General features: G+C 67.8%; 12 protein-coding genes. 4 read left to right on the top strand and 8 right to left on the bottom strand.

Annotated features, from left to right (window positions below; all coding sequences use genetic code 11):
* Positions 1-195 precede the first annotated feature (195 nt).
* Both E1181_RS22985 and E1181_RS22990 read left to right on the top strand, forming a co-directional pair.
* The gene (locus tag E1181_RS22985) at positions 196-1053 is read left to right on the top strand and encodes a WXG100 family type VII secretion target (RefSeq protein WP_165944722.1); all 858 of its coding nucleotides are present in this window, start codon (positions 196-198) and stop codon (positions 1051-1053) included.
* 3 nt (positions 1054-1056) lie between these two features.
* Entirely contained in the window at positions 1057-1710 is a 654-nt protein-coding gene (locus tag E1181_RS22990) for a DUF6346 domain-containing protein (protein ID WP_132677751.1), read from the top strand.
* Between the two features lie 343 nt (positions 1711-2053).
* Here E1181_RS22990 and map read toward each other — a convergent pair whose 3' ends face one another.
* From map to dxr, 7 genes are all read right to left on the bottom strand, one after another.
* Positions 2054-2911: a type I methionyl aminopeptidase gene (gene map, locus E1181_RS22995; RefSeq protein ID WP_132677753.1), complete on the bottom strand. Its 858-nt coding sequence runs from the start codon at positions 2909-2911 to the stop codon at positions 2054-2056.
* 103 nt (positions 2912-3014) lie between these two features.
* Complete coding sequence (locus E1181_RS23000) at positions 3015-3404, bottom strand: type II toxin-antitoxin system VapC family toxin (RefSeq protein ID WP_132677754.1); 390 nt, start codon at positions 3402-3404, stop codon at positions 3015-3017.
* A 311-nt stretch (positions 3405-3715) separates the two neighbouring features.
* Positions 3716-5500, bottom strand: coding sequence for a penicillin-binding transpeptidase domain-containing protein (locus tag E1181_RS23005; protein ID WP_207922267.1), 1785 nt, complete (start codon positions 5498-5500; stop codon positions 3716-3718).
* 76 nt (positions 5501-5576) lie between these two features.
* The gene (locus E1181_RS23010) at positions 5577-6413 is read right to left on the bottom strand and encodes a GNAT family N-acetyltransferase (protein ID WP_132677756.1); all 837 of its coding nucleotides are present in this window, start codon (positions 6411-6413) and stop codon (positions 5577-5579) included.
* A 156-nt stretch (positions 6414-6569) separates the two neighbouring features.
* A complete protein-coding gene (ispG, locus tag E1181_RS23015; protein ID WP_132677758.1) occupies positions 6570-7724 on the bottom strand; it encodes a flavodoxin-dependent (E)-4-hydroxy-3-methylbut-2-enyl-diphosphate synthase in 1155 nt (384 codons plus the stop codon).
* Positions 7725-8064: 340 nt separating this feature from the next.
* The gene (locus E1181_RS23020; RefSeq protein WP_132677760.1) at positions 8065-9348 is read right to left on the bottom strand and encodes a M50 family metallopeptidase; all 1284 of its coding nucleotides are present in this window, start codon (positions 9346-9348) and stop codon (positions 8065-8067) included.
* Positions 9348-10592, bottom strand: a complete 1245-nt coding sequence (gene dxr, locus E1181_RS23025; protein WP_132677762.1) for a 1-deoxy-D-xylulose-5-phosphate reductoisomerase — start codon at positions 10590-10592, stop codon at positions 9348-9350. Before dxr ends, E1181_RS23020 begins: the two co-directional genes overlap by 1 nt.
* Positions 10593-10695: 103 nt before the next feature.
* Between dxr and E1181_RS23030 the strand changes: the two genes are divergently transcribed.
* Both E1181_RS23030 and E1181_RS23035 read left to right on the top strand, forming a co-directional pair.
* Complete coding sequence (locus E1181_RS23030) at positions 10696-10965, top strand: GlsB/YeaQ/YmgE family stress response membrane protein (protein ID WP_132677764.1); 270 nt, start codon at positions 10696-10698, stop codon at positions 10963-10965.
* A gap of 206 nt (positions 10966-11171) precedes the next feature.
* On the top strand, positions 11172-11450 hold the full coding sequence (locus E1181_RS23035) for a DUF2631 domain-containing protein (RefSeq protein ID WP_132677766.1): 279 nt from the start codon (positions 11172-11174) through the stop codon (positions 11448-11450).
* 102 nt (positions 11451-11552) lie between these two features.
* Here E1181_RS23035 and E1181_RS23040 read toward each other — a convergent pair whose 3' ends face one another.
* Positions 11553-12488, bottom strand: coding sequence for an alpha/beta hydrolase family esterase (locus tag E1181_RS23040; RefSeq protein ID WP_235876973.1), 936 nt, complete (start codon positions 12486-12488; stop codon positions 11553-11555).
* Between the last annotated feature and the right edge of the window lie 61 nt (positions 12489-12549).

Below are 12549 nucleotides of genomic sequence, written 5' to 3' on the forward strand. Positions count from 1 at the left end.
GCGCGCCAACCGATACGCTTCCCACCGAGGTCTCCGGATAGATGTTGATCTTCTTCGTCGCTGATCCATCTACCGGAGACCTCACTATGTTCAACCACCGGGCCCCACGTTCCTAAACAGCTCCTAGGCGTTGATGCTGTCGGTCTCGCTACCAACCCGCTCGGCACGCTCGCGAGCTGGGGCGTCAGCTACCTGATGGAGCACGTCTCCTTCTTGAGGGAACCGTTCGACGCACTGATGGGCAACCCTGACGCAATCGGGGGTATGTCCAGTACTTGGGAAAACATCGGCAAAGAGCTCGCGGCAGTAAGCCAGGACTACGCTAATGCAGTGAAAGGCACGACCGCCTGGGAAGGCAAAGCAGGAGACGCCTATCGAGCCCTCGGCGACGACACCGCGAAGACAATCGAAGCGCTGGGTGAAGCGTGCAACGGCATGAAATCAGCCGTGGACGGAGCAGGTGCCGTCGTCGGTGCCGTGCGCGGAATAGTCCGCGACATGATCGCCGGAGCGGTTGGCGAGATCATTTCGATCGTGCTCAAGTGGGGTATCGCGGCTGTTGCCACTGCCGGTATCGCCGCTGGCGGCATGATCGCCGAGGCTGTCACGACCGCGATCCGTTGGGGCAACAAGATCGCAGGTTGGATGGAGAAGCTTGCAAGCATCCTCAAGAAACTGTGGGACTGCATGGACAAGCTCGGATCCGCTGGTAAGGCCGTCAAGGGCAAGATCGATGCCTTCTTCACAGGGCTTGCGAATCCTCCCGCAGCCAGCATTGCCAACACCAGCGCGCAGAAGGCTTTCGACAGTCAAGCGATCCAGAACACGGGCCGTGGCCTGGAGGGCAGCACGACCAGCGCCGCAAAGGATGCGTTGGCTGGTTTTAAGGCTGGCGGTACTGAGTACAAACCCTGGGCACAGGGTGATCTGTTCAAGTCACCCGCGGTCGACCTAGGACCGCAGAGCGGCGCGAACAAGTTCGGTTATGAAGTCGCCAAAGGTGCTGCAGCCACCGATGACGGCAAAGACTCTGACCGGGAGGAGGCGAAGTAGGCCATGGAACTGTGGAACTCAAACAACCTCGCTGTCCGACTGGCGAAGCTGGCCGGTGGACTGGTGGTCACGGCAGCCGTTCTTATGCTGTGGCCGACGATCGTCTTCTCGTTCCCGCAAAAGCACAGCAGTCCAAATGCGACAGCACTCGTCCATTCATGCGAGGACACCGGCCCGATCACTCGACGCGGATTCGGGCACAACTGGGACTGCTCCATCAAGGTTCGGGACGACGAGACCGGCAAGACCTGGACCGCTAACGTCGACATGAACTTCTTCACCCCAGACGACGTAGGCAAGGAAAAGCGACTCACTTGGGGTTACGGCGGCGGCCGATACAACAACAACACCGAATTGCGAACATACACACCAGCCGAAGGGTACTCAGCCGGAGTTTTCACGCTCATCGGTTGCCTCGCGGGCGTTGTCATCGTTCCTGCCGCACTGTGGATGCTTGCGAAGTCCATCATCTGGTCGTTCTCCCGAGAAGAGCAGCGGAAGTTCTGGGAGAAGATCAACGGAACGACCGAAGAACAGGCCGCGAAGAAGCAACAGCAAGCCGAAGAGCGAGCGCAACGACAGCAAGCACGGCAGAGGTCCGCTGACATCAAGGAAGCCCGCCGAAAAGCGAAGGAACAGCGGAAAGCCGACCGCTAGTGCAGAAGGTCTGGCCTGACTTCTGAAACTGCCCGGGTGATCCGTTGGACGACGGATTTCCCGGGCAGTTTGAGCTGCGGTGAATCCGACTGCTGCTTGTCGAGGATCTGCGCGTGACGCCTGACGAAGCCGTCGTCGACGGGTTGGAACAGCAGAGCCGCAGACCCGGCTTCGAGACGAAGGCCAGGAGGAACAGCATCCCGGCCAGGAGTCCCCAGCTCTCCCGATACGAGACCCGCCTGGCCGAATCGCTGGGAGCCCACAGTTCTGTCTGCACGGCATCCACCCTATGAAACGTCCTGAGACGGTAGGGGCGGTTCCGAGGTGAACCGCCCCGCCCAGCTCACAGCTGGGTGAGGATTTCGTTGCCGTCTTCTGTGATGAGGATGGTGTGCTCGAACTGGGCGGTCCAGCTCTTGTCCTTGGTGGTGACCGTCCAGCCGTCTTCCCACATGTCGTACTCGTGGGTGCCGAGGGTGATCATCGGCTCGATGGTGAAGGTCATGCCCGGTTCCAGGACGGTGTCCACCGACGGCTCGTCGTAGTGCAGGATCACCAGTCCGCTGTGGAACGAGCGGCCGATGCCGTGGCCGGTGAAGTCGCGGACGACGCCGTAGCCGAAGCGCTTGGCGTAGGACTCGATGACGCGGCCGATCACGTTGAGCTGGCGGCCCGGCTTGGCGGCCTTGATGCCGCGCATCGTCGCCTCGTGGGTGCGCTCGACCAGCAGGCGGGCCTCCTCGGAGACGTCGCCGGCCAGGAAGGTCGCGTTCGTGTCGCCGTGCACGCCACCGATGTAGCCGGTGACGTCGACGTTGACGATGTCGCCGTCCTCGATGACCGTCGAGTCCGGGATGCCGTGGCAGATCACCTCGTTGAGCGAGGTGCAGCAGGACTTCTGGAAGCCCCGGTAACCCAGCGTCGACGGATACGCACCGTGGTCGAGCAGGAACTCGTGCACCACGGCGTCGACGGAGTCGGTGGTGACGCCCGGCTGGATCGCCTTGCCCGCCTCGGCCAGCGCCTGAGCGGCGAGCTTGCCCGCGAAGCGCATCGCCTCGATGACCTCGGGCGGCTGCACGTCGGGGTCGGTGTTGCGCTGGGGAGCCGGTTTGTCCACGTACTCGGGACGCTCGATGTGCGCTGGGACTTGGCGGCGCGGCGTCGCAACGCCTGGCTTCAACGGGGCTCGAACCGGCATGCCCCCCACTTTAACCACGTAGGCCGCCACGACTCCGGGCGGTAACGGCACCACGCGGAACCATCCGCGATGTGGAACGCCACCGCCCGGACTTCGGGAGAGCTCAGGCCGGGGACGCGGTCGCCAGGCCCGCCTCCTTCGCGGCTTCGATGAGCGCCGGGTCGTAGGAGACGTAGGTCACCGGCTCGTTGCGGATGCCGCACGCCGAGGCGAGGTGGATCGCGTCGACCGGTCCGAGGTCGGCGCGCAGCTCGCTGGCCGTGTCGAGCACTTCCTGCTGCACCGGCAGCGTCTCCAGCTTGGACACCACGATGGAGGCCAGGTCCTCGGCGGCCGGGCCCTGCTCGCGGAAGTTGCGCAGCACGTCGACCTTGGACAGCGCGCTGGTCACCCGCGGCTGCTCCCAGCGATCGCGGATCCACTGGCTCAGCGCCTGGCTCTCCGGTTCGGGGGCGATCATCTTGATCAGCGCGGAAGAGTCGAAGTAGATCAAAACCACTCCTGTTCACACCTGGGGCGACGCCGACGGCCTTCGGGGGAGGCGGTGCCGGCGCGGTTCGTCGGGGTGCCCGCCGGGATCACGGCGGGCCGATGCGCGTCCGGACGAGGCCGGACACCTGGTTCGCCCATCGTTGCGGCAACACAACGTGGCGAGCGGGGTCGCACATCGGAGGTGGCCACACCGGTGACGACCCACCGAGCGCAGCAACGAACCGTCACCACTGCGCTCGATGGGCTACAACCTAGCACCCAACTGACCCTAAGTGATCACCCAAACACGTGAAGCAACATCTCCGGTTCTCATCACAGACCGCCGAGAAAGCGCTTGGCCGCGTCCACGGACGGGCCGGACGCCCCCGCATCGGTGATGAGCACCGCGAACGCCACGTCGTCGCGGTAGCCGACGAACCAGCCGTGCGAGTGGGTGCCGTCGCCGAACTGCGCGGTGCCGGTCTTGCCGCGGACCTCGCCCGAACCCGCCAGACCGCGGGCGGTGCCGCCGGTGACGACCTCGCGCATCATCGAGCGCAGCTGCTCCAACGACGCCGGGTTGATCTTCTCCGGCTGGGAGTCGGCGGTGGTCTGCTGACCGCGCATCAGCGTCGGCGTCGGCATCCCGCCGTTGGCGACCGTCGCCGCCGCCAGCGCCATCCCGAACGGGCTCGCCAGCACCTTGCCCTGGCCGATGCCGTTGGCCGCGTGCTGCGTGACCGTCTCGGCGTTGGAGACCTTGCCGGTGATCGTCGTCGAGCCGGGCATGTCGAAGTCGACGCCGATGCCGAACTTCTTGGCCTCCTTCGGCAGCGCGTCGTCGGGCAGGTCCACCGACAGCTGCGCGAACGTCGTGTTGCAGGAGTGGGCGAACGCGGTGTGCAGCGGCACCCGGCCCAGGTCGAATTCCTTGTCGTTGGGCAAGGTCATGCCGTCGAAGACCTTCTTCGGCGGGCACTCGACCGGGGTGTCGGCGCGGACCTTGCCCGACTCCAGCGCCGCCGCTCCCGTGACGATCTTGAACGTCGAGCCGGGCGGGTACTGCCCGGACAGCGCCATCGGCCCCTGCGCGTCGGCCGGGTCGTTCTGCGCGACCGCCAGCACCTCACCGTTGGAGGGCTTCATCGCCACGATCATCGCGGGCTGCGGGACCGGGTCCAGCGCCTGCTCTGCGGCGCGCTGCGTGCGGTCCGACAGCGTCACCGAGGTCGGCGGGACCGGCTTCTCGGCGACGGTGTGCAGCTTGCTGATCTCGTTGCCCTTGGTGTCGGCGACGGCGACCTGCCAGCCGGCGTTGGCCTTGACCTGCTCGTCGACCTTCTTCGACACACCGGCCAGCACCTGCCCGGCGTAACCGCGCTCGGAGGCCAGCAGTCGCACCTGCGCCGGGAACCGCACGCCGGGCAGGTCGTAGATGCTGGAGCGGACCTTGTCGTAGTCGGCCTGCCGCAGCGTGACGACCTGGTACGGCTGGCCGGGCGGGGTCTTGCCGACGCCCTCGACGATGGACTGCTGGGTGATCTCGGGGTCGACCTCGCGCAGCGCGCCGGCGAGCTTGCCCGCCACGCCTGGCACGTCACCGGCCTCCTGGCCGTTGAGGCTGACCGTGACCACCGGCTCCGGCCCCATCAGCTGCTTGCCCTCCGAGCCCGTCACGGGCCCGGGCGCGGGCAGCACCTCGCTGTAGGTGAGCGTCTGACCGGCCTTGAGCTTCGGGTGGACCGCCGAAGGGGCCCACAGGACCTTCCAGCCCTCGGACTCCTCGGCGAGCTGCACCGTGTTGGTGTACCGCCACACCTTGCCGTCGCCGAAGTCCCAGGAGAGGTCGTACTTGGCCGCCGCGCCCTGCTCGTTCTCGGTCACCTGGCCCAAGCTCGCGTGCGACGCGGTCGGGGCGAGCGTCTTGCGCACCTGCTCCAGCGTGCGGCGCGCGGCGTCGGGGTTGTTGGTCTGAGCCGCCGCACCCGCCACATCACCTGCGGCGACGGCGTTGACGAATGCGGTGGCGACGTCCTTCTCGGATGGTCCGGTGCTGCACCCGGCCACTGGAATCAGCAGCGTTGCGGCGAGCCCGGCCATGATCCGCGAGGAATGCATGCCCGCGAGTATGCCGAAGTCTTGCAGGACACCGAATCTGGGCTCCGGCATAGCGCGCAGAGCGGACGAAACCGCTCTACAGCAGAACAGTCGCGAACTCGCCGACGCTCCGGAAACCGACCTTCTGGTAGGCGGCTCGGGCGGCGACGTTGTAGCCGTTGACGTACAGGCTCGCGGTGCGCCCGAGGCCGCGCACGAGGCGGTCGGCCACCGCCGCCGTCCCGGCGGTTCCCAAGCCCGTGCTGCGACGATCCGGGTGCACCCAGACGCCCTGGATCTGGCCCACGGTCGACGACAGCGCGCCGATCTCGGCCTTGAACACGACTTCGCCGTCCTCGAAGCGCGCGAACGCCCGGCCGCCCGCGATGAGATCGGCCACCCTCGCCCGGTACCCGGCGGCGCCGCCGTCGGTCGAGGGGTCCACGCCCACCTCCTCGGTGAACATGGCCACCGCCGCGGGCAGGTAGCGCTCCAGCTCGTCCGGCCGCACCGAGCGCACCAGCGGGTCGGGGTCGACGTGCGGGCGCTCGGACAGCGCCATCAGCGGCTGCTCGGCGCGGACCTCGCGCGCGGGCCCCCACTGGGCCTCGACCTCCTCCCACAGCGCCAGCACCTGCTCGGACGGGCCGACCAGCGAGGAGCACACGCGGCGACGCCGAAGCGCGCGATCGGCGAAGGCGCGCATCGCGTCCGGGCCACCGCGCAGCGGGACCAGGTTCGCGCCCGAGAAGCACATGCCGCTCAGCCGGTTGCCGTAGCCCCAGAGCTCACCGCCCAGGCGCAACGGGTGGACACCGGCCTCCTCGACGCGCGCCGCGACCATGCAGGCGGCCACGGGCGCGGAGTCCAGCGCGGAGCGGACCAGATTCGCGTCCCGTTCCTCCATCAAGCGGGCACCGGCAACCTTGAGCACCAGCCAAGACTGCCAGAAATACCACGCGAACGGCTGATCGGCGGAGATCAAGCGAGTCGAACACAGCTGCGGTCACCCGTTCGGAGCAGCGACAACACCGGGAAAGCGAATCGGCCGCCCGGACGGATCCGGACGGCCGATGTGCGCGATGTCGCGTCAGCTGACGGTGACGGTCGGGCTCGCGCCCTCCTCCACGGTCTCGCCCATGTCCTCGGCGATGCGCATGGCCTCTTCGATCAGCGTCTCGACGATCTGGTGCTCGGGCACGGTCTTGATGACCTCGCCCTTGACGAAGATCTGGCCCTTGCCGTTGCCGGAGGCCACGCCCAGGTCCGCCTCGCGGGCTTCACCGGGGCCGTTGACGACGCAGCCCATGACCGCGACGCGCAGCGGGACCTCCATGCCCTCCAGACCGGCGGTGACCTCGTCCGCGAGCTTGTAGACGTCGACCTGGGCGCGTCCGCAGGACGGGCAGGAGACGATCTCCAGCTTGCGCGGCCGCAGGTTCAGCGACTGCAGGATCTGGGTGCCGACCTTGATCTCTTCCACCGGCGGAGCCGACAGCGAGACCCGGATCGTGTCGCCGATGCCCTGGCGCAGCAGAGCGCCGAAGGCGGTGGCCGACTTGATGGTGCCCTGGAAGGCCGGGCCGGCCTCGGTGACACCGAGGTGCAGCGGGTAGTCGCACTGCTCGGCCAGGATCTCGTAGGCGCGCACCATGACCACCGGGTCGTTGTGCTTGACCGAGATCTTGATGTCGTGGAAGTCGTGCTCGGCGAACAGGCCCGCTTCCCACAGCGCCGACTCGGCCAGCGCCTCAGGGGTGGCCTTGCCGTACTTCTCCATCAGGCGCGGGTCGAGGGAGCCGGCGTTGACGCCGATGCGGATCGGCGTGCCGTGGTCCTTCGCGGCCTGCGCGATCTCCTTGACCTTGTCGTCGAACTTCTTGATGTTGCCGGGGTTCACGCGCACCGCGGCACAACCCGCTTCGATCGCCGCGAAGACGTACTTCGGCTGGAAGTGGATGTCGGCGATGACCGGGATCTGCGACTTCGTCGCGATGGCCGGCAGGGCTTCGGCGTCATCGGCGCTCGGGCACGCGACCCGGACGATGTCGCAGCCTGCGGCGGTGAGTTCGGCGATCTGCTGCAGCGTGCTGTTGATGTCTGCGGTGACGGTCGTGGTCATGGTCTGCACGGAGATCGGGCTTTCACTGCCCACTCCGACCGGTCCGACCTGCAACTGGCGAGTCTTACGCCGCTCCGCGAGCACCGGGGCCGGGCCTCCGGGCATGCCCAGATCGACGGTCATCGATACCTCTCCACCTCTTCTGGTGTGCTTCGGACGGTGTCCCGCCCGCATTCCACGATACCGGCGCACCTTCATCCGGCTGGACGTCCGGGCGTCTGACGGATCACGTTGGGTGATCGACATCGGCCGTTCATGTCCCGTTCGGCCCACGACTTCGAGCCGCGCATCACCCTATCGGCGATATTGCGCTCACAAGCACGCGCCATCGCGGTCACCGAGGACGACACGTCGTCCCCGGCTGTGAACCCGGTCCACCACAGCGGTGAAATCGCCTGGCGCCTGCGGACCCGTTGCCACAGGTGCGGGACTCAGCTCGCAGCTGAGCGAACCGACCACGCCCCTAGTACAAGGTCACCGGGTTCACGATGTCGGCGACGAGGACCAGCAGCGAGTAGGCGATGAAGATGAGGCTGACCGCGTAGGCCAACGGCATCAGGCGCGCTGTGTCGAACGGTCCCGGGTCCGGGCGCCGGACCAGCTTGGCGAAGCCGCGCCGGACCCACTCCCAGGCCGCGCCCGCGATGTGCCCGCCGTCGAGCGGCAGCAGCGGCAGCATGTTGAACACGAACAGCGACAGGTTCACGCCCGCGAGCAGGTTGAACATCAGGATGACGCGCTCGTCGACGCCGAACTGCTCGGTGGCCAGCACCTCACCGCCGAGGCGGCTGGCACCGACGATGCCCACCGGCGAGTCCTTGTGCCGCTCACCGCCGAAGATGGCGCTGACCAGGTCCGGGACGCGCTGCGGCAGCTCGACGATCTTCTGCGCGGTCAGGCCGACGAACTCGCCGATGGTGCTCACCACACCACCGATGTCCTGCTTGACCAGTTCCGACGTCGGCGAGAGGCCCAGGAAGCCGACCGTCTCGTACTCGCTGGTCGAGTTCAGCTTGGGCCGCTCGGTCTGCATCAGGGCCGCGTTGAGCGTCTCCCGGTGCCCGTCGCGCTCGACCACGACCGGGACCGAGCCCTTCGACTGGCGGATCTCCTGCTGCAGGTCTTCCCAGGACTGGAACGGCTTGCCGTTGAACTCCACGATCCGGTCGCCCGGCTTGAACCCGGCCGCGGCCGCGGGCGAGGGCTTCGCCCCGGGCGGGCACTTCTGGGTGTCCGGCGCGTTGGCGGGCAGCACGCACTCGCTGACCGAGGAGACCGTCAGCGTCGGGGTGTTGATGCCGTGGCCCATCAGGATCGCGGCGAAGATGCCGACCGCCAGGATCAGGTTCATCACCGGCCCGGCCATCATCACGATGATCCGCTTCCACGGGGACCGCTGGTAGAACTGCCGGTGCGCGTCCTCGGGCGTGACGTCCTCGGCCGACATCTGCCGCGCGTCCTCGATCATCGCCCGCCACGGGGCCGAGGACGCGGTGCGGCCGTGCTCCTCGTCCTTCTTCGGCGGGAACATGCCGATCATCCGGATGTAGCCGCCGAACGGGATGAGCTTGAGGCCGTACTCGGTGTCGCCCTTCTTGCGCGACCAGATGGTGCGGCCGAAGCCGACCATGTACTCGGTGACCTTGACGCCGAACATCTTGGCTGTCGCGAGATGACCCAGCTCGTGCCACGCGATGGAGAACAGCAGCCCGAAGAAGAAGATCAGAATGCCAACGACGACCAGCACTACTCCGCCTTCCCTCCGGCCAGCTCGCGCGCCCGGGTCCGCGCCCAGTCCTCGGCTGCGAAGATCTCATCAAGTCCCGACGGCTCGCCGCGCCACTGGTCGGCAGCGGAGAGCGTGTCACCAACAGTCTGCACGATCTCGGTGAACCGGAGTCGGCCGTCGACGAACGCGGCCAGCGCTTCCTCGTTGGCGGCGTTGTAGATCGCGGGCAGGCATCCCCCGCCGGAACCGGCCGCCCGGGCCAGCTCGACGGCCGGGAACGTCTCGTGGTCCAGCGGCTCGAAGGTCCACGCCTGGGCCTCGTCGAACGTCAGCCGCGGCGCGACCCCGGGAACGCGGCGCGGCCACTCCAGGCCCATCGCGATCGGGATCTTCATGTTCGGCGGGCTGGCCTGCGCGATCGTCGCGCCGTCGGTGTAGGTGACCATCGAGTGCACGATCGACTGGGGGTGCACGACGACGTCGATGCGCGGGTAGTCGACGCCGAACAGCAGGTGCGCCTCGATGAGCTCCAGGCCCTTGTTGACCAGGGTCGCCGAGTTGATCGTGACGACGTTGCCCATCGCCCAGGTCGGGTGGGCCAGCGCCTGCTGCACGGTGACCTCGGCCAGTTCCTCGCGCTTGCGGCCGCGGAACGGGCCGCCCGAGGCGGTCAGCACCAGCCGGTCCACGTCGCTGTTGTCGTTGCCGAGCAGGCACTGGGCCAGCGCGGAGTGCTCGGAGTCGACCGGGACCAGCTGTCCGGGCGCGGCCTTGTCCAGCACCAGCGCGCCACCGGCGACCAGCGATTCCTTGTTGGCCAGGGCGAGCTGAGCGCCCGTCTCCAGGGCGGCCAGCGTCAGGCGCAGACCTCGGGAGCCGTCGACGCTGTTGAGGATCACGTCGGCCGGCGCGGCGTCGATGAGGTCCAGGGCGGACTCCGGCCCGGCCAGCAGGCGCGGCAGCTTGAAGTCACCCTCGGCGTAGCCGCGCTTCTGCGCCTCCGAGTAGAGGGCCAGCTGGACGTCCTCGGCGGCTGTGCCCTTCGCCACTGCGATGACCGGCACCTGGAACTCCAGCGCCTGCGCGGCCAGCGCCTGCGGGTCGCTGCCGCCCGCGGCGAGTCCCACGACCTGGAAGCGGTCGGGGTTGTCGCGCATCACGTCAAGTGCCTGGGTACCGATCGAACCGGTGGAGCCGAGCACCAGAACGGTGCGCGGAGTGGTGTCGCTCTGTGTGCTCGTGTCCGCGTGCATCGCCGCCATTGTCCCTGAAGCAGGTGAGCAGGTGGTCCTCGCGGTGCACAAATCACCATCAGGAGTCACGATCGGCTTACCGGCCGCAGCCCGATGAACTAAGGAGGCCGTCATGGGGATCATCGGATGGATCGTTCTGGGCTTGATCGTGGGAGCAATCGCGAAGCTGATCATGCCGGGCAAGGACCCTGGCGGGATCATCGTCACCATGCTGCTCGGCGTGGTCGGCGCTTTCCTCGGCGGGCTGCTCGGCCAGTGGATCTTCGGAATCGGCCTCAACACGTTCTGGTCGCTGCAAACCTGGATCGTGGCGATCGTGGGATCGCTCATCGTCCTCGGCATCTACCGCGTCATCGTCGGCCGCAAGGCGGTCAAGGGCTGATAGGCACGGGGGGCAATTCACCGGGGTGCCGCGCGAGCCGAGTTCGCGCGGCACCTTTTTCGCTGCTGATGCCGGGCAGGTGGGCGCTGCGACGCCGATCGGGTGTGCGAGGATGAGAGCGATCGTGGATCGCCGCCCGGCGATGCGCGAAACCCAAGCAACAGGCTTTCCGGCCGCGCGTGGCCGGTGTGGCGCAGGAGGGGAACGTGGCGAGCACCGAGCTGGAGAAGAAGCCCAGCCAGGCCATCGACCCGGCCGAGGAACCGTCGGTCGAGTGGGGCTGGCACGGCGGTTTCCCGAAGGGCACCCAGATCGCCGGCTGGTTCTCGGTCGTCGCGGTCCTGTGCATGCTCATCGGCAACCACCAGGGCATCCTCAGTGGCGGCGGGCACTTCAAGATGGAAGATGTCTGGCTCATCGGCACGGCCGTGGTCCTGGCCCTCGGCCTGTTCTACGACTTGGCCAAGAACAAGCGCCGTCGCTGACCCAGAACCTCGAAGAAGCCGCCCCCGGAACCCCGAGGGCGGCTTTTCACTGTTCAGAGCGGTCGTGGCGACAGTATTGGCCAGAACCGCCCGCTGGTGCGCTCAGCGCAACGCGTGCCGGGAGAAGAAGTCCATGATCAGCGGAGTGGCGTCGATCGGCGCGGGCTGATCGGAGTCCGGGTTCGGGTGCGTCGCCGGCCAGTCGTGCGCGACCGAGTCCATCCGGTAGTGCGCGACCTCGGCTCCCCCGTCGCACGCCCGGTGCTCCACCTGGTGGACCCCGTCGCCGACGTCGCGGGTGACGGGATCGGGGTCGCAGCCGTTGCGCTCGGCCCAGCCCGCCAGCCAGTCCATGATCGGCGGGAGCCCGCGCTCCGCGTCGCCGTCGTAGGGGATCGTCTCGTCCAGAGACCCGTGGAAGTCGAGGATCGGCGCCGGGCGCGTGGGCTCGCAGGCGCCGCCCTGCGGGTAGAAGGCACCGGAGACCGGGGCGAAGGCCGCGATCCGGTCGCTCATCCGGCAGGCGAGGACCCCGGTGAAACCGCCGCCGTTGGACTTGCCCGCCGCGTAGATCCGAGCCGGGTCGACGCAGAGATCGCGCTGCAGCTCGTCGAGCAGGTCGCCGGTGAACCGGACGTCGTCGACGTCCGCCGAGTACGGAGCCCCCTGCCAGGCCGTCTCGCCGTCGGTCCCGACGAGCCCCTGCGGGTACACCGCGATGGCGTCCGTGCCGGAGAACTCCGAGAGCTCCTCCTGGTACGCGGAGTCCCGCGAGTGCCCGTGGAACGACAGCACCAGCGGAGTCGGCCGCAGCGGCACGTAGTTCTCCGGCACGTGCAGCAGGTAGGTGCGGGTGATGCCACCCGACACGATCTCCTCGGTCACCGATTCCCCGGGCGCGACGGCGGTGTTCCCGCAGCCCGTCGACACCGCCCGGTGATCGGGCGCCTCCGCGTGGGCGGGAGCGGCGAGCAGCACCAGCGCCGCCGCCGCGACGATCGAATGAACCGCTGCGCCACGAATTCTCAGGTCAGGCACCGTTGCCTCCCAGCTCGATCACTCAGACCTGAGGATCATCGGCCACCGGAGGCGGAACAGG

Origin of the sequence: Saccharopolyspora terrae, assembly GCF_004348435.1 — a bacterium.
Classification (GTDB): domain Bacteria; phylum Actinomycetota; class Actinomycetes; order Mycobacteriales; family Pseudonocardiaceae; genus Saccharopolyspora; species Saccharopolyspora endophytica.

Bases quoted from the DNA above. Each gene is read 5' to 3' on its own strand.
- E1181_RS22985 (WP_165944722.1), top strand. From the start codon at position 196: ATGGAGCACGTCTCCTTCTTGAGGGAACCGTTCGACGCACTGATGGGC.
- E1181_RS22990 (WP_132677751.1), top strand. From the start codon at position 1,057: ATGGAACTGTGGAACTCAAACAACCTCGCTGTCCGACTGGCGAAGCTG.
- map (WP_132677753.1), bottom strand. From the start codon at position 2,911: ATGCCGGTTCGAGCCCCGTTGAAGCCAGGCGTTGCGACGCCGCGCCGC.
- E1181_RS23005 (WP_207922267.1), bottom strand. From the start codon at position 5,500: ATGCATTCCTCGCGGATCATGGCCGGGCTCGCCGCAACGCTGCTGATT.
- ispG (WP_132677758.1), bottom strand. From the start codon at position 7,724: ATGACCGTCGATCTGGGCATGCCCGGAGGCCCGGCCCCGGTGCTCGCG.
- dxr (WP_132677762.1), bottom strand. From the start codon at position 10,592: ATGGCGGCGATGCACGCGGACACGAGCACACAGAGCGACACCACTCCG.
- E1181_RS23030 (WP_132677764.1), top strand. From the start codon at position 10,696: ATGGGGATCATCGGATGGATCGTTCTGGGCTTGATCGTGGGAGCAATC.